Annotated in this window: 13 protein-coding genes; 6 read left to right on the top strand and 7 right to left on the bottom strand. The window is 42.4% G+C overall.

Annotation, left to right across the window (positions count from 1 at the left end; translation table 11 throughout):
* Positions 1 to 110: 110 nt before the first annotated feature.
* Both RMY16_RS12215 and RMY16_RS12210 read left to right on the top strand, forming a co-directional pair.
* Entirely contained in the window at positions 111 to 1,598 is a 1,488-nt protein-coding gene (locus tag RMY16_RS12215; RefSeq protein ID WP_322736575.1) for a helix-turn-helix transcriptional regulator, read from the top strand.
* 202 nt (positions 1,599 to 1,800) lie between these two features.
* Complete coding sequence (locus RMY16_RS12210; RefSeq protein WP_322736574.1) at positions 1,801 to 3,420, top strand: NAD(P)/FAD-dependent oxidoreductase; 1,620 nt, start codon at positions 1,801 to 1,803, stop codon at positions 3,418 to 3,420.
* A gap of 126 nt (positions 3,421 to 3,546) precedes the next feature.
* Here the strand turns inward: RMY16_RS12210 and RMY16_RS12205 are convergent, their stop codons facing one another.
* Positions 3,547 to 3,813: a hypothetical protein gene (locus tag RMY16_RS12205; protein WP_322736573.1), complete on the bottom strand. Its 267-nt coding sequence runs from the start codon at positions 3,811 to 3,813 to the stop codon at positions 3,547 to 3,549.
* Positions 3,814 to 4,160: 347 nt separating this feature from the next.
* A complete protein-coding gene (locus RMY16_RS12200) occupies positions 4,161 to 5,285 on the bottom strand; it encodes a THUMP domain-containing class I SAM-dependent RNA methyltransferase (RefSeq protein ID WP_322736572.1) in 1,125 nt (374 codons plus the stop codon).
* 274 nt (positions 5,286 to 5,559) lie between these two features.
* Between RMY16_RS12200 and RMY16_RS12195 the strand changes: the two genes are divergently transcribed.
* Positions 5,560 to 6,954 (top strand): hypothetical protein, encoded by a 1,395-nt coding sequence (locus RMY16_RS12195; protein WP_322736571.1) that lies wholly within the window; start codon positions 5,560 to 5,562, stop codon positions 6,952 to 6,954.
* 244 nt (positions 6,955 to 7,198) lie between these two features.
* On the opposite strand, the gene RMY16_RS12190 is transcribed toward RMY16_RS12195, so the two are convergent.
* Both RMY16_RS12190 and hemW read right to left on the bottom strand, forming a co-directional pair.
* Positions 7,199 to 8,086: a UTP--glucose-1-phosphate uridylyltransferase gene (locus RMY16_RS12190; RefSeq protein ID WP_322736570.1), complete on the bottom strand. Its 888-nt coding sequence runs from the start codon at positions 8,084 to 8,086 to the stop codon at positions 7,199 to 7,201.
* A 10-nt stretch (positions 8,087 to 8,096) separates the two neighbouring features.
* The gene (gene hemW / locus RMY16_RS12185; RefSeq protein WP_322736569.1) at positions 8,097 to 9,278 is read right to left on the bottom strand and encodes a radical SAM family heme chaperone HemW; all 1,182 of its coding nucleotides are present in this window, start codon (positions 9,276 to 9,278) and stop codon (positions 8,097 to 8,099) included.
* A gap of 422 nt (positions 9,279 to 9,700) precedes the next feature.
* On the opposite strand from hemW, the gene RMY16_RS12180 reads away from it, so the two are divergent.
* The gene (locus RMY16_RS12180) at positions 9,701 to 10,777 is read left to right on the top strand and encodes a PIN/TRAM domain-containing protein (protein ID WP_322668409.1); all 1,077 of its coding nucleotides are present in this window, start codon (positions 9,701 to 9,703) and stop codon (positions 10,775 to 10,777) included.
* A 63-nt stretch (positions 10,778 to 10,840) separates the two neighbouring features.
* Here RMY16_RS12180 and RMY16_RS12175 read toward each other — a convergent pair whose 3' ends face one another.
* Together RMY16_RS12175 and RMY16_RS12170 are read right to left on the bottom strand one after the other, a co-directional pair.
* Positions 10,841 to 11,638 carry an Rpn family recombination-promoting nuclease/putative transposase gene (locus RMY16_RS12175; protein WP_322736568.1) on the bottom strand — a complete coding sequence of 266 codons (798 nt, stop codon included), beginning with the start codon at positions 11,636 to 11,638 and terminating at the stop codon, positions 10,841 to 10,843.
* A complete protein-coding gene (locus tag RMY16_RS12170; protein ID WP_322668411.1) occupies positions 11,631 to 11,816 on the bottom strand; it encodes a hypothetical protein in 186 nt (61 codons plus the stop codon). Before RMY16_RS12170 ends, RMY16_RS12175 begins: the two co-directional genes overlap by 8 nt.
* Positions 11,817 to 12,297: 481 nt before the next feature.
* On the opposite strand from RMY16_RS12170, the gene RMY16_RS12165 reads away from it, so the two are divergent.
* The gene (locus RMY16_RS12165; protein ID WP_322736567.1) at positions 12,298 to 14,247 is read left to right on the top strand and encodes an amino acid transporter; all 1,950 of its coding nucleotides are present in this window, start codon (positions 12,298 to 12,300) and stop codon (positions 14,245 to 14,247) included.
* Here the strand turns inward: RMY16_RS12165 and RMY16_RS12160 are convergent.
* Positions 14,232 to 14,438, bottom strand: coding sequence for a hypothetical protein (locus RMY16_RS12160; RefSeq protein WP_322736566.1), 207 nt, complete (start codon positions 14,436 to 14,438; stop codon positions 14,232 to 14,234). The genes RMY16_RS12165 and RMY16_RS12160 overlap by 16 nt on opposite strands.
* Before the next feature lie 229 nt (positions 14,439 to 14,667).
* Here RMY16_RS12160 and RMY16_RS12155 point away from each other — a divergent pair, with 229 nt between their 5' ends.
* On the top strand, positions 14,668 to 17,910 hold the full coding sequence (locus tag RMY16_RS12155) for a PAS domain-containing protein (RefSeq protein WP_322736565.1): 3,243 nt from the start codon (positions 14,668 to 14,670) through the stop codon (positions 17,908 to 17,910).
* Positions 17,911 to 17,998: the final 88 nt, after the last annotated feature.

Raw genomic sequence — 17,998 nt, 5'->3', positions numbered from 1 at the left:
CGACTTAAAGCGATTGAGAGTTATATTCTAGCAAGGTCAATTAGAAGAAACTCAGGCTTTATTTCATTATTGTAAATTACCTACGTGAGCAATAAATTGGTAGTAGGAAAATGAAACACTTAACAAAAACATTATATAGTAAACTTCTGTATCTATTTCACCAGTTAATGGGAATTACCATTTCCCGTAATCCAAATCCAAAGGAAACTAATGTTGCTCTTGATGAAGAATCTCTGGAACACTCAAATACTCAATTAAAAAAGCAAATTCCTCTTCAAGACAGAGTTAATCAATCTGAGCAAAACTTACAATTAAATTACCAGGATTCAGCAAAACCTCGGCAATTCAAAAAAGCTTCTTTATTTCCTGATAGTAAGACTAATGTTGCTGCATTGTCGCTAGTTTTGTATGGAGTTGCTGAAGTCTTATCTCAAAAAATGAATCTGTCATGGAATCAAGTAAATAATACTTTTAGTTATGAAAGAGAAGCTGAAACGGGAAAAGGAAAAATCTTTTACTATGTAACAGATAATCCCGAAACTCCACAACCAGAAACACTGGCAGAAGAGGCAGCTTTAGTTGTTATAAACGAATTTGATCCAAGGGCGTGTGCTATTCACCTGATTTACTGTGCCTTAGTAGCTAGCCTAGATAAACCTTGGTCAGGCAATTTTGTAATTGATGATAAGCAACTACTTGAATACACAGGGCTTGTTAAACGCAGGGATTTATGCAAGCATGAAAAATTGAGTATTTTGTACTCCTTACTACGGCAACCTGCTCAAGTACTAGCTTGTATTGCATCGCCTAAACAGGGGAAAGCTGGAGCTTTTACTGTTGCTGATTTAAAGATTTGGGACATCAGCATAATACGAGATTTTGAAACAGATAAAGCTGGCAATAACAAGCTAGTGGGTTTAAAGGTGATAGGTCAAGCTGGAGTATGGACAAAATACTTCCTCAACAAATCTAAATGCCACTACCACACTGGAATTATTACCAAGAAAACCGTACAGAAACTATTTAGTATTGGTAAACAAAATGCTGGCGCGGCTAGAATGCTAGTTTGGCTAACCTTCCAAATCAAACCGGAATTCCAGGATTGTGTAATGGGCAAGACTCTGATGGAGATTGCTTACGGTGCAGAGAAAGTGTCAACAGCAGAGCAAGACAGACAGCTTAGACGGCAAATAGCTGATGATTTGGAAACTGACTTGAAAGTTGTCAAAGAAGCTGGATGGCAAGCAGAACTAGAAACAGGCCCACCTTGGTTAACAAGCAGCAAAACTGCTAAAAGACCTATAGGTTACTGGAATCAAATACTCAATTCTAGATGGCGTTTTCATTTACCAGCAGAAGTACAGGAACGCTTGACCGTGGACTCGAATCAGCTGAGTGCAAACAATATCCAGCCTCTATCAGGTAATGTCATTAGAGAAGCGAGAAAAGCAAAAGGCTGGTCTAGAGCATTTTTCGCTACAACGATGGAGAAAAGCGTTTCCTGGGTTGATGCAGTCGAGACGGGTACACGTCAGGTTTCTCAAAAAGACTTGCCTAAGTTGCTCAATACACTGGAACTACACCTTAACAGGTATTAATTTCAACTAAACTTTTCTTGTTTCTCTGAGGTAATTATTGCTATGTATTATTACTCGTTGCAACTGTGTTGGGAGGAACGTTAGGTTTTTCCATGACGTGAAAAGTTAGTGTTTATGTAAGGTTTCGGCAAAAGGCAGTATTCGTCATGCTTCCTGCCTCTCTTGTTAATATTTTGATAGACAGTATGCATTTCTCCTCGCTATGTTACGCCTAACAGAAGTAAAGCTCCCGCTTGATCATCCTGAAGATGCCATCAAGACTGCCATCCTCAAAAAGCTGCAAATCACGGACGAAGATTTGATCGGTTATTCTATCTTCAAGCGTAGCTACGATGCCCGTAAGAAAGGAGAGATTACCCTTGTTTATATTCTGGATGTAGAAACGATTCAGGAAACTCATCTACTCAAGCGCCTGAAAAAAGATCCCCATGTAATGGTCACGCCAGACATGAGTTATCGCCCAGTAGCACAAGCACCGAGCAATTTGACGATTCGCCCCATCGTGATTGGTACTGGGCCTTGTGGCTTGTTTGCGGGTTTGATGCTGGCGCAAATGGGGTTCCGTCCGATCATTTTAGAACGTGGCAAACAAGTCCGCGATCGCACTGCTGATACTTTTGGCTTTTGGAAGAAAAAATCAGACTTCAACCCAGAATCTAATGCCCAGTTTGGTGAAGGTGGGGCGGGTACATTCTCCGATGGCAAACTCTACAGTCAAGTCAAAGATCCTCAGCATTATGGGCGTAAGGTGCTAACCGAACTCGTCAATGCGGGAGCCTCACCGGAAATTCTCTATATCAACAAACCGCATATCGGCACTTTTAAACTGGTGGGAATCGTCCAAAGTATGCGTGCCAAAATCGAATCCCTTGGCGGTGAAATTCGCTTTCAAAGCCGGGTGGAAGATATCAATATCGGAAATGGACAGGTGCGGGGAGTCACCCTCGCCAGTGGGGAATATATCGCCAGCGATTATGTAGTTTTGGCGGTGGGTCATAGCGCCCGCGATACCTTCCAAATGCTATTTAATCGTGGAGTTTACATAGAGCCGAAACCATTTTCTATAGGCTTTCGAGTCGAACATCCCCAGTATCTCATTGACCAATGTCGTTTCGGCGCTCAAGCTGGTCATAAGCTTTTAGGTGCTGCCGATTACAAACTGGTTCACCACTGCCAAAATGGTCGTTCCGTCTATAGTTTTTGTATGTGTCCAGGGGGTTTGGTGGTTGCAGCCGCATCAGAGCCTGGGCGAGTCGTCACCAATGGGATGAGCCAATACTCTCGGAATGAGCGCAATGCCAATAGTGCGATCGTTGTCGGCATCACACCTGAAGATTATCCGGGGAACGCTTTAGCAGGAATTGACTTTCAACGGCGCTTGGAAGAACGAGCATTTAAATTGGGTGGTGGAACTTATGAAGCTCCAGGGCAGTTGGTGGGAGACTTTCTCAACCATCGCCCTTCTACAGCATTTGGCACAGTTAAGCCGTCTTATACACCAGGGGTACATTTGGGTGATTTGAGTGAGAGTTTACCAGATTATGCGATCGCAGCCATCCGTGAAGCACTTCCCGCTTTTGACAAACAAATAAAGGGATTTGCGATGGATGATGCCGTGTTGACTGGGGTAGAAACTCGCACTTCATCACCGATTCGGATTAAACGCAAAGAGGATTATCAGAGTTTAAATACAGTCGGTCTTTATCCGGCTGGTGAAGGCGCGGGATACGCTGGGGGAATCCTCTCGGCTGGTATCGATGGGATTAAAGTAGCGGAGGCGGTAGCTTTAAGTATATTGCGAACCGTAAATCACAAAATCTGAGGGGATAGAAGGAACAGCCAATTCTAATATCAAGCCCCACCTAGATGCATTTCGAGGTTGGGCTTTTGTTTGTTATGGCTGGAATCGATATGCAATCATGTATTAAGCGCGATCGCAGTGCAGAATTTATCCAATTGTTAAAGCTGGTTCTTTACAGAAGTTAAATAGGGCTGACTCAGTTTCTGATTCATCTTCAAATACAGCAGAGATGTACCATTCACAGGGCGAACCATTCGTATATTCAGCCCAAGCAATTGTTGCTGTTTCACCTGATGGAATCCCTGATTCACCCAAATTAAATGAGGCCCACTCTTCATCATCGACAGATACCCACAACTCTGTAATTGCCAATTCAGTTTTATTGGTAACGGTAAAGGTGAATTGGTCTGACATAAATAGCCTTGCCTTTTAACGATAAATAAATTGCAGATTGTCAGTCAATGATTATACTGCCACTTGTTTCAAAAGTTGTTATACTAACTGCCAGAATATAGACATACAGATAGTTTCAAGTTTGTTTGACTTAATAAATTTCTTAAAGAGTATTAAAAATATCACCGATTCAGATTAAGTCTATCGAGATAGCTAATGCCATACAACAGCAGATTTAGGTCGCGGTTCTCACAAACTCCGATAATACAGCACATCCCCAGTGTCACAAAATTTTCAGGCAATGTATTTTTTACCGATCAGAATGTAGTTGAGAGCGATCGCCTTCAACATACTACAAACCGTAAATCTTAATACAACTCATATTTCATTAACTGACAGGGCAACGCTCCGTTGTACACCGCAATTCGCTTGGATGATTTTAGCCCAATCGATTGAGACAGTTCCTTGTTGCCACTGAGTACAAAGGCAGTCCAGCCTTTGAAGCGTTGTTTCAGCACATCGCCCAAAAGTTTATAAAATGCCCCTAAATCACTATCTCGCCCCAGTCGTTCGCCATAGGGTGGATTGCAGAATAAAATCCCACTGTCTGCGGGGGCGACAACATCAGCAAGCTCCATTTGAGAAAACCATACATGGTTATCAACGCCGCAGTTTTGAGCATTGTTAATCGCTTGCTCAATTATATTTTCATCGCGATCGCTTCCCCAAATAGGTGCGGGAAGGGTATCAAGTTGGCTGTCCTTAGCTTCTTGGAGCAGCTTTTCTAAAAGGGACAGATCGAAATCGAGCCAATTTTCAAATCCAAAGGATTCGCGAAACAACCCTGGTGCTATATTAAGTGCCTTTAAGCTAGCTTCCAGAGGTAAAGTGCCAGATCCACAGAGAGGATCGTAGAACATCTGGTTTGTTTGCCAACCCGAAAGTTGAATTAGGGCAGCAGCCAGAGATTCCTTTAGAGGGGCTGTTCCAACCGCAGGACGGTAGCCTCGGCGGTGCAGACTATTTCCCGAACTGTCGAGTTTAACGGTACAAAAATCGCGTTCAATGTGAACATTAACCCGCACATCTGGGTCATGAAGCTCTACATTTGAACGCTCGCCCAGATTTTCTTTTTGTTGGTCAACGATCGCATTTTTGACCTGGAGAGATGTGAAGTGGCTGTGGTTGAGGCGATCGTTTTTGCCCGTGACATTCACCGCTAGTGTCATGTCTGGCGTCAGATAGTTTACCCAATCGATGGTCTGGATACCGCGATAGAGATCCTTGGCATCAAGGCAAGGAAACTCATGGATATTCACCAAAATTCTGAACGGCAGCCTAGCCCAAAGGTTGACGCGATAAAGTAGAGCGCGATCGCCCTCAAAGGCTACACCGCAAAACCCCGGCTCTACGGAATGTGCACCCAGTTGCTCTAACTCCTGAGCCGCAAGGGTTTCTAATCCGCGAGCAACCGTTGCAAAATACTGATTCATCCTCTAATCCAAAGCATTATCTTCACTGTTCACCCATTGACGCACTTTAGCTTAACTCATATCTTGTAACATTCTCTCTCGTTAAGTCTGCGATTATAACCTTAGTAGGGTAGAGGCAGGAGTCAGGACACAGCAAATATTTTTTGAAAGAGATTATATTTTCTTCAATTTAAGTACTATCTTAAATCAATTAACCCTGCTAATATCAAGCTGAAATAGCATTCAGGCACTTTCCAATACAACCCATCAATAAAAATAGTCAGAAGGAAAAACTGTGAGTTTAGTATCTGATATTGTTCTGCTGCAAGACTTAACATCGTCATCTGATGAGAATTTAATCCAGCTTAAAGCTGTACTTCCTGCGACGGTAAATCACTTAACCAACCCGACGTTAGCAAAGATATTTGGTGATGACCTGAAATTTGGTATGGCCTCTTTCAAGGATAAGCCACTTGCGCCTTTTGGGGGTTACGCTGACTATGTATATCAAGCAGAAGTAGCTTTGACAAATAATGTGACAACAATTAAAGACAAAATCTTTGACTTTCAAGCTTTTGGTGGCAATGATGGGTCAGAATCACAATTAGATGCACTCTTGTTCGCAGCTTTAGATAGCGGCAGTCTTGGTTACAGAGTAGGTTCATTTCGTGTTGTGATAATAGCCACCGATAGTATTTATCACGTTGCCGGCGATCGCGCAGCAGTTATTCCCAGTGATACTATTGCCAATAATGGAGATGGGATAGCTGATGCTTTTGAAGATTATCCACAGATCGGACAAGTAAAAACTGCGCTAGAAGCAAATAACATTATTCCAATTTTTCTAACTACAAGTGATGTTGCAGCCGATTACGAGACGCTAGTTACCCAGCTTGGTCGAGGTAGTGTACTGACTCTTGGTTCTGAAAGTGAGAATCTTGCTGATCTCATAAAAGAGGCAGTTGCTCGAGCCACAAATGCGATCAGTACTGATGTCACTACAACCAAGGGAGACGATACCTTTAGTAGAGCGGATTTTTCGGCTGGCGATAAAGTTATTTTTGCTGGGGATGGTGATGACAGTATTTCGCTTTCTGGTGTTATTGGTAATCATTACATTGATGGGGGGGCAGGTTTTGACATCCTTTTTGGTGGAGCGGGTGCAGACATCATAGATGGGGGTAGTGATGACGACAACCTCCTGGGGGGCAGAGGTAATGATACTCTTTTTGGCAGTAGTGGCAAAGATATTCTGAGCGGGAATCAAGGCAACGATTACCTACAGGGAGATAGTGGGGACGACTTACTAGAAGGAGGCCCTGGTTCAGATAAGTTTGCATTTGCAACAGGATCAAAGTTTAATATTAGGGAACTCGGAGTTGATACTATTAGTGACTTCACTCCTGAGCAAGACAATATCCAACTATCCAAATCTACCTTTACAGTTCTAAGTAACTCAGTCTTCCCGACTCAATTAAATTCCGCAGACTTTGCCACCGTTACGAACGATACTTTAGCTGCAAGTAGTAGCGCGGTGATTGTTTATAATAGCGCAAATGGTAATCTCTTTTATAATCCTAATGGTTCGGCAGATGATTTTGCTGAGATTAATTTTGGGGGTAAATTTGCACAATTGGATGCTATCTCTTTCCCTGCTCTAACTACCGCTAGTTTTGAGGTAGTTTTTTAAAGAGACAGTAGGAAGGAAGTAAAAATTCTTTGTGTCTGATTTTGAGTTTGGCATTTTGTAACTCATCTACCTGAAAACTGCTTGAACAAAAAAGGAGGTTGCCACCAGGGCAAACTAAACGGTATAGTTTTAAGACGCCTCAAGTTTTTGCTCATCGCTCTGTTTACTTCAATGGATTACAGTCTGCTTAAATCATCTTAAAAAGTGAGATCCTCGCAGACAAACGAATTGAACTAAGATTAATCTATATTTTTCTAAAATCAATCATTGTCTGACGATAAGCATCTGGCAAACCTGTATCAAAACACTTGCCTTTAACAACATATCCTGTTATTCCCTCTTCCTGACGCAATTTTTCAAGGCAAGATGTTAACTGAAATTCACCTCGTTCTCGGAAATTTTGGTTGATATGTTCTGCTAAAAAGTCAAAAATTTTCGGCGTTAGTAAATATAAGCCAAATATACCTAAAAACTCATTTTCTGACATTCCCTCTACACGTAAATGCTGTTGTGCATACTCAATAGTAGGTTTTTCATAGAGTTGGGTAACTGACAAAATCGAGTTTAACTCTTGCCAAACTCCTGTGATACACCCAGCTTTATGAATAATTTCTGCTGGCATTGTAGTTAAGCTAACAACATTTTGATTAACTTGTTCGTAAACATCTAAAACTTGGCTAGCACAAGATTTTTCAATGTCAGATGCATAAATGTGGTCGCCCAACATGAGCAAAAATGGCTCATTTTGTACCCAATCCTTGGCACAAAATACCGCATGACCATAGCCTAATTGTTCCTCTTGTAACAAAATGGTAATTCTGCTACCTAAATCTTCAAGATATCGGCTATATTCTTGATTTTGTGGTGAAAGTTTTTCTAAAAGTTCTTTTTTAGGTGGTTTTTTCAAGAAATCTGCAAATATTTCTTTGTCATCTGGCTGCACCACAATCCCCACTTCTGTAATTCCAGCACTAATTGCCTCTTCAATAATTGCAAGAATCACAGGTTTTGCCCTACCATCTCGATCGATAATTGGGAAAAGTTCTTTTTTGACAACTTTGGTAGCTGGAAACAAACGAGTACCGAAACCAGCTACCGGAATCACAGCTTTTTTAACTTTATTTTTTTGCATAAGCAGTTCATCACCCCAACTTCTCAAACAATTCCGCCAATACCACATTAGAAAATAAAAACCCTTGGGGATCAACCAAACGCAATCTTCCCTTTACAATTTCCACCCAACCTTTCTCAAAATACAATTGCAAACACTTGCAAATTTCCTCCACCTTCTCTTCCCCAAATACTTCCCCCAACGCTGCCAAACTCAAACCCTCTGCCAAACGCAACCCCAACATTAACGTTTCTAACAATACTTCCTTTGGGGGAGTCACATCACAATCAATGACAGCGCCAGCTTGTACCCACTGGTAATACTCTTTAGTTTTACGCAAACGAGTGAACCGCTTCCCCCCAACATAACTCGCCGCACCCATACCGAAGCCATAATAAGGGCGGTTTTCCCAATACACTCGATTATGCCGACATTGATGGCCAGGTTGAGCATAATTAGAAATTTCATAATGCTCATAACCTGCACTAGTTAAAACCTGCTGACCCATCTGGTACATTTTGACTGTGGTTTCATCCGTAGGCAAAGGAGTATCGCCAGGTTTGTAATAACGACCAAAGGCTGTACCTGGCTCGATGGTGAGATCGTAAATGGAAATGTGAGTGGGTGCGATCGCCACCGTCTTTTCTAAGGAATCCTGCCATTGATCCAAAGACTGATGCGGCAATCCAGAAATTAAGTCTAAGCTAAATACGGGAATCTCGACTTGGTGGATTAGTTCCACAGCTGCAAAAATATCTTCAACTGAGTGCGATCGCCCCGCCCTTTGCAATAATTCTGATTGAAAGGCTTGTACGCCCAAACTTACCCGGTTCACGCCTGCACTGCGATAGCCTGCTATATGGGCTAAATCAAAGGTGCCTGGGTCAATTTCCATAGAAATCTCTGCCCCAGAAGCAATCCCAAAATGTTTTTGTAGCTCTGTCAGTATCCGTTGTAGCTGCTCTATTGAGAGCAACGAAGGAGTACCACCACCGAAGAAAATTGTCTTTAGGGGTTGACCAAATGCTGGTGTAATGGCAATTTCTTGACATAGCACCTCAACATATTGGGAGATAGTACCAGATGTTTCGCCCCGCAAGCGATCGCCCACAACAGACACCGGGAAATCACAATAAAAACATCGCCGCCTGCAAAAGGGAATATGCACATAAGCAGAACTCGCAATTCCCGAAATACTAAATTTTTGACTCATTTTGAGAAAAGTTTTAAGTTAACACAACTGCTAATTAGAGACAATGAAAATGAGGAAAGAATTCAGGAGTCAGGTGGTCACTGAGCGTAGTCGAAGTGAGTCAAGAGCCAGAATAATCGTAAAAGCAAGCGTGCAATAACTTCTTGATTTTCTTAAAATTATTAACTTTGGGTATCAAAGTCTTCTTAATTCTGACTTCTGGATTCTGAATTCTTAGAAAATGAGTAGTTTATTTACAAGTTTTTGTCTTTTTACAACAAAACAATGAAAAATATTAAGATAAAAGCCTTTAGTTATAATAATTGCAGATATTGTTAGCCTAAACCCTTAGTGTAAATCAATATCGATCAGTTTATCTTACCGATGAAATAAAAAATACTTAACTTTATCGGTTAACACAGTTGCAGGAAAACAAGACAACCATGCTTGACGCCATTATTATTTTCTCATTTATCTTAGCAGCGTCGGGAATAGGGTTCTACAGCATTGAACTACTACCCAATGGGGCGCTAGATCAGGTAACGAATCTAGAAGCTTTACGCTTAGTTGTTGCCGTCTTTGCCGCTATTATTGGTGGTGCGATCGGGCTGAGTTTCCAGACGACATATCGTCGCCTGGAATCACAAGTCAAAGAAATGCCTCTGGAAATGATCTTAACTCGTGCCATTGGCTTAGTGATTGGGCTATTACTAGCCAACCTGATGCTAGCCCCACTATTTTTGCTCCCGATCCCGGCAGATTTTGGATTTATTAAGCCATTGGTGGCAGTTGTCGGTAGTATTATCCTCTCCGTCACTGGCATGAATTTGGCAGACACCCACGGGCGAGGCTTATTGCGATTCATTAATCCCAACACCGTTGAATCGATGGTAGTGGAAGGAACATTAAAACCAGCCAATACCAAAGTTCTAGATACTAGCTGTATTATTGATGGTCGTATTGAAGCCTTACTAGAAACAGGGTTTCTGGAAGGGCAAATTCTCGTACCACAGTTTGTCTTGCAAGAACTTCAACAAGTAGCGGATGCTAGCAAAGACCAAAAGCGGGTGCGGGGAAGGAGAGGACTAGAAATTCTCAACCGTATTAAGGAAGATTATCCCGATCGCATCCTGATTAATACAGTTGACTACGAAGATATTCCCACAGTGGATGCCAAGTTAGTACGCTTCGCCCAAGAAATCAGCGGCACACTGCTAACCAACGACTACAACTTGTCTAAAGTTGCCAGTGTTCAAAAAGTACCTGTTTTGAATGTAAATGATTTAGTGAATGCCGTCCGCCCCAGTTATTTACCTGGCGACAACCTGGATTTAAAAATCCTCAAGGAAGGCAAAGAACCCAGTCAAGGCATTGGCTACCTAGATGACGGCACAATGGTAGTTGTTGAAGAAGGTAGCAGTTATGTGGGTGGTGAACTGCGAGTAGTAGTTACCAGTGCTTTGCAAACTACAGCAGGAAGAATGATTTTTGCCAAACCCCAAGCTTCAGCATTGGCGTGAAACAATGGGATGTTCAATTAGAGTAACACTTATTAATCGGTGCAGGTTGACTGCACCGATTATTTATTGATTGGACTCACTTGCCTGTAAATACTGTAACTGCTCAATTGATAACCCTGTGACTCTGCCAATCTGTTCTAATGACATACCAGTACTAAATAGATTTTTTGCCACTTCAAGTAACGCTTCAGCCTTGCCTTCAGCCTTGCCTTCAGCCTTGCCTTCAGCCTTGCCTTCTTGTAGAATGTCTTGATAAATCGCTGACTCGCGCATAATATCTGACCTCAAAACTCGTTTAATAACCTCTTTATCTAATACTAAACCAGCTAAAATCGCTGTAGAAGCAGCAATATTACTTTGAGTTCTTAATTCTGTAATACCGTTAATTTCGCGTGCCACTTCATTAAGTATAACTTCTGGATCAATTGTATTGCTTAACACTGCCAAAGGTAAAAGTCCAGGTGTTCTCAAAAATACTTCAGTTGGTTGTTCCCAAAGTCTGATAACTGCAAATTCATGTCGTGTCCCAGCAATTGTAAATGTATTTTGTTGCACCAAATTTGAATTTGTCTGCTTGAGGTAAATTACGACTTGATGCATTGCTTTATCTGGAAAGCGGCGATATGCTCGTAATCGATAGTCAATCATCCGAAAAGGAATTTCCGGATCGACTTGGGTTTGAAATTCTAAATGCAATATGCTTTGCTCCGACTGCAACAGAATTAGAGCATCAGCCCGAATGGGTTCGAGAGATAATTCTTTTGGACTTAGTTCTGTTAAATTAATAGATTCGCCTAATAACCATGTAGCAAAGTCACTGGAGAAGTTCTCAACTAAGAATTTGCAGATATTGTCAAACATTTGAATTAATGTAGTTGGTGTAGATTGGTTCGCGTGATGCTACGAGCCTACCTAACAGATTGCCTGTATATGGTGTACGACTATATCTCCATAATTCCATCAAACTAAAATCTGCGGCTACACAAATAGAGTTATAGATTAGCAGGTTAATTAAGCCGTTACGCAAATAAGATTGCACATCAACTGGTGAGGTTTTCCTAAGTCAATTGTCCAAAGTCCAATTGGTAAACACAAATGACTAATGACTAATGACGGTCTACACGGAAAATAGTGCAATATGTAGGCGCGTTAGCTTATTTTATGGTCAATTACACAAACATCATATAACTAAAAGTGACTTTTGTTTTGGGGCTGATTTGTTAATTGCGTACATACCTTGTTTAGCAGCGCCGTTTTTTTAACTAATACAGCTTGAAGGTACTAAGGATACGAAAGCGTTAAACCCAAAATATACGGTTGCAGTGTTGAGTCTTCCTATACCAAAAGCTGCAACCGATCTTGATATGGTAAACGACTACGAATAGCCACTATATATTTTGTAAATCGGACAGGATGCTTAACATACAATAATAGTGCTATGCCTTTGTAGTTAAAAATTTTAATAAACCATGAAGGCTTAAAAAATCACAAAGCCGACTTTTGCAACACAACCGTATTTGATGACTAAATCAATTGTTTCAACAAAACGGCTCGGCAACCAGTTAATCCATTGGTTGCTTGAAGAAGACCGACGACGAGAGAAAGAAGGCCCTTATCGCAAAGAAGAACCACATCGCCAGCATCCTTGGTGGCAGGTGATGTGCTTGACTGGTGTAGATTATTTCTCGACCCTTGGCTATCAACCAGGGATTGCAGCATTGGCGGCTGGCGCTCTTTCTCCTATAGCTACCCTGGTTCTGGTTTTGCTAACGCTCTTTGGAGCGTTGCCAATTTATCGGCGCATTGCTGCCGAAAGCCCTTATGGTGAAGGGTCGATCGCAATGTTAGAGCGTTTACTTCCTTGGTGGCAAGGCAAATTACTTGTACTGTGCTTACTTGGTTTTGTGGCAACCGACTTTATTATTACCATTACCTTGTCAGCAGCTGATGCCACAGCCCATATCATCGAAAATCCGCTAACACCTATTTGGCTTCACAATCAGACGATCGCAATTACCCTAATATTAGTTGCATTACTAGGTGCAGTTTTCTTGAGAGGTTTCCGAGAAGCCATTGGGATTGCAGTAGTTTTGGTGGCAGCTTATCTGCTGTTAAACTTTATTGTCGTTGGCGTCGGTGTGTACCAAATATTAACTCACACAGAAGCGATCGCTAACTGGCAAACTGCAATTTTTGCTCGCCATTCCAACCCTTTGCTCCTAATCGGCATCTCTCTCCTCATCTTCCCCAAATTAGCGCTGGGATTATCAGGTTTTGAGACTGGTGTTACCGTTATGCCTCTGGTTAAAGGTAGCAGTAACAGCACTTCGCAGCATCCCAAAGGGCGGATTCGGAATACACGCAAGCTGCTCACCACTGCTGCTCTGATTATGAGCTTCTTTTTGCTTACCACCAGCTTTATAACCACTCTACTGATTCCAACCGCAGAATTTGCATCTGGGGGCAAAGCCAACGGACGGGCCCTTGCTTATTTAGCACATCTGTATTTAGGCGATGGCTTTGGCACAATTTATGATTTAAGTACTATTTCCATTTTGTGGTTTGCAGGTGCATCTGCAATGGCAGGGCTGTTAAATATCGTGCCTCGCTACCTACCACGCTATGGTATGGCACCCAATTGGGCACGGGCAACGCGGCCTTTGGTGTTAGTCTACACAGCGATCGCTTTTGTTGTCACAGTTATCTTCAAAGCAAATGTAGAAGCCCAAGGTGGGGCTTACGCAACTGGTGTGCTTGTGTTAATCACCTCAGCCGCCTTTGCCGTCACCTTATCAGCCCATCGTCACAGACAGAAGCGAACAAGATTCGTTTTTGGCCTCATTGCACTGTTATTTGTATATACCACCATTGTCAATATCATTGAAAGACCAGAAGGCATTAGAATTGCTGGGTTTTTCATTGGTGCAATCATTTTTACCTCACTGGTTTCTCGTGTTTGGCGTTCAACGGAACTGCGAGCAGAGCGAATTGAAGTTGACGAACTTGCTAGCCAATTCCTTGCTGAAGATACCCAGGGAACAATACGATTGATTGCAAATCGGTTGAATACGGGCGATGTTCTAGAGTATTTTCTGAAAGAGAAAGAGGTACGCGAAGACAACCATATTCCAGCCAACAATCCAATTCTGTTTCTAGAAATTCATGTATCCGATGCTTCGGAATTTGCAGATGTGATTAAAGTAAAAGGGGTACAAGTTGGCGATTATCGCATCCTCCGGGCTGAAAGTGCAGCAGTACCAAATGCGATCGCAGCTTTACTACTTTACATTCGTGACCAAACAGGTAAGATTCCCCATGCTTACTTCGGCTGGGCTGAGGGAAATCCCATACAATACCTATTGCGTTTTATCTTGTTTGGCGAAGGTGACATTGCTGTAGTTACCCGTGAAGTACTGCGTCGGGCTGAAAAGAATCCCCACATACGACCTGGTATTCATGTTGGGGGTTGATTTGGGAGTGCTAAGTGATGAGTGCTGAGTGCTGAGTGATGAGTGCTGAGTACTGAGTTTTGAGTACTGAGTTTTGAGTGCTGAGTGCTGAGTACTGAGTTTTGAGTACTGAGTTTTGAGTGCTGAGTTTTGAGTGCTGAGCGCTGAGTGATGAGTGCTGAGTTTTGAGTGCTGAGTTTAATTTTCTGCATAGGTTCCCTAAGTCTATAAGATTTAAGAGTGCTGAGTGCGCAGTGCCATTATTACTTTTTTTACTCAGCACTCGTTACTCAGCACTCAGCACTGTTTCGGTGATAGAAGTAGCGATCGCAGCTCGTACCTCAAGTTTGAAGAAATTGCCTTAAAATTTATGTAAATATAAGTCGCTCAATTTTAGATTAACTTTAAAATTATTTAACTAAAATTATTTAACTTTTTAGAATGCCAGACGCGGAAAAGTTCCACAACCAGCTGGCTAATCACAAGCTGCTGCATCGGCAAGTTAGTAAAAAGGCAAATTCTTCGCTAGTAGCCAGTCAAGAAGAAGGAATGGTGCTTCAGTTGCCTGATGGCACTATTCAGGCTTGCAATGCTGCTAGCGATCGCATTTTGGGACTGACCCCACAACAGCTTGTAGGGCAAAACTTGCTCGATCCCAAGTGGCAATTTATTCATGAAGATGGCTCTCCTTTACTCAGTGAAACTCACCCTGCGATCGTTACTCAAAATACAGGTAAACCTTGCTTAAATGTGGTGTGTGGCTTTTATAAGCCAAATGGTGAGCTAGTCTGGCTCTTGTTATCCTCGCAACCTCTGTTTCAAACTGAAGGAAGTAATCTGTATGCGATCGTGACAACTTTTTCAGATATTACGGCATCTAAGCACGCCCAGTTCCAGGATGACTGTAGTTGTGAACAAGATACTCAACAAGTTGATGCAGATGAATTTCAGGCATTGTGGGATAGTCAACGTCTGTTTCAACAAATTGCTGGGACTCTTCCAGGGATAATCTACATTTATGACCTAATTGAACAGCGAAATGCTTACGTTAATTACGAAATTGCTCAAGGTTGGGGCTACACACCAGCAGAAATCCAGGCGATGGGAAAGGAGTTATTTACTCAACTTCTACACCCTGAAGATTTGGCTCGACTCCCTAGCTATTTGGAACAATTTAATTCTGTTCGTCAGGGTGAAGTCCTCAGCTTTGAATACCGAATTCGACACGCTAATGGAGAGTGGCGCTGGTTTTGTAGCTATGACACTTTACACAGCAGAACTGCTGATGGATTGCCGCAATATCTTTTGGGGATTGCTTTTGATATTACAGAGCGACGACACATAGAAATTTCCCTACGGCAAAGTAACGAAAGGTTTGAGCTAGCAGCGGCGGCGGTTAATTGCCTAATCTATGACTGGGAGATTGGGAGAAATACTGTGGAAAGAACTCAGGGTCTAACCCAGGTTTTTGGCTACACACAACAAGAAACGGAACCTACTTTCCAGTGGTGGCAAGAACGCATCCATCCCGATGACCAACAAAGAATTAATGACCAATTCATGGCTAGTATGGTCAATGGAAACCGTTATCGCATCGAGTATCGAGTGCGTCACCAGGATGGCCGCTATTTGTGGGTGGTAGACCAGGGGTTTGCAGTTCGAGATGCAAATGGTCAGGTAGTTAGGGTAGTTGGTGCGAGTACTGATATTACCGAACAGCAAGCTGCTCTATGGGAACGTCAAAAAATTGAAACAAATCTGCGCGAGAGTGAAGAAAGGATACGGTTGGCCACTACCGCTGCTGAACTGGGTATGTGGTTTTGGAATATGACTACCAACGAGTTAATTTGGACAGAGAAATGTAAGCAGCTGTATGGACTGTCCCCAGAAGCCGAAATCAGCTTTGAGATTTTCCTCAACAGTGTACATCCAGAAGACCGCCACTGCATCCATGAAGCGATCGCCTACTGTCTTGAGGAAAAGATTGACTGTGATATCGAATACCGCACTCTTTGGTCTGATGGTAGCATTCATTGGATTGCTGCTAAAGGTCGCGTCTTTTATGATGCCGAGGGTAAGCCAGTACGGATGATGGGTACTACCCAAGATATTACCCAACGGAAACAGGTAGAAAATGATTTGCGCCACCGCGAAACTCAATTAAGGCGCTTAGTTGATTCCAACATTATTGGCATTATGTTCGCCACTCCCGATTACATTACTGAGGCAAACGAAGCTTTTTTAGAAATGGTAGGTTATACGCGAGAGGAACTATTAGAGGGTAAGATACGCAGACAACACATCACTCCACCTGAATATCATGCTCTCGATCGGCAGGGGCTAGAGCAACTTTTAACGGTTGGGCTATTTACTCCTTTTGAAAAAGAATACATCCGCAAGGATGGTTCCCGTATTCCCATACTAATTGGTGGTGCTTTGGTGGAGCGAGATCCCGCATCTTGGATCTGTTTTATTCTTGACTTAACCCCTAGAAAGCAATTAGAAAAGGCACTTAGGCAACAAGCAGAAGAACTCAAACAGGCAAACCGGAATAAAGATGAGTTTCTCGCTATTCTCTCCCACGAATTGCGATCGCCCCTCAACCCTATTTTAGGGTGGTCATCGCTACTCAAAAGCCGCAAATTTGATGAAGCTACTACAAATCGGGCTTTGGAAACCATCGAAAGAAATGCTCAATTGCAGATTCAATTAATTGATGAGTTGCTGGATGTCTCCCGAATTATTCGTGGTAAGTTGAACTTGACTTTTGCCACTGTTAACCTGGTAGCTGTAATTGATGCTGCATTAGAAACAGTCCGGCTAATTGCCGAAACCAAATCTATCCAGATTAAAGTACAGCTCGATCCCAATGTTGGCAAAGTGTTAGGCGATTATAATCGCTTACAGCAAGTTGTAGGGAATTTACTCTCGAACGCAGTTAAGTTCACTCCCTCTCGTGGTTCAGTGGAAGTTAGCTTGTCATTGAGTGGTGAATTAACCTCCCCCTCAGCACTAATTCAAGTTAAAGACACAGGTCAAGGTATTTCCCCTGAATTCCTACCCCACGTATTTGAATATTTTCGTCAAGCTGATAGCAGCACAACCAGGAAATTTGGCGGACTGGGGCTAGGATTGGCAATAGTTCGTCACTTAGTAGAGTTGCATGGTGGCACTGTAAAAGCAGCCAGTCCAGGAATTGGACAGGGAGCAATTTTTACTGTCAGACTGCCGATTATGAAGGAAAGTGAGAGTGCAGGGGAAGCAGCAGGAGCAGGGGATAAATTTAACTCGTCAGTTCTCCGTGGACTACGGGTATTAATTGTCGATGACGATGTTGACACACGGGAGTTTTTGCACTTCTTGCTACAACAGAATGGAGCGTTAATAACTGCCGCTGCATCGGTAAATGAAGCGCTTCAAATTCTAGCACAAACTGTACCTAATTTATTAATTAGTGATTTAGGAATGCCAGAAATGGATGGCTACAGCTTGATTAAGATGCTCAGAGCTATGCCTAAAGAAGAGGGCGGGGAAATTCCGGCGATCGCTCTTACCGCCTATGCAGGGGAAGGCGATCGCGATCGAGTTTTAGCAGCTGGTTTTCAGAAACACATTGCCAAACCAGTACAACCGACTGAATTACTGACTACAATTACAGAATTGTTAGGGTCAAATCACCGCTAAAACTCTATTTCTGTTCATTAGATTTTAGGCTCAACTGAATCGTATTGAGTTATAAGGAATACATTCTCATCAGGCTTAAATCTCAATC

It is taken from the genome of Nostoc sp. DedQUE12b, from assembly GCF_034530835.1.
Classification (GTDB): domain Bacteria; phylum Cyanobacteriota; class Cyanobacteriia; order Cyanobacteriales; family Nostocaceae; genus Nostoc.
This window is presented reverse-complemented; position numbering and strand designations above follow the sequence as displayed.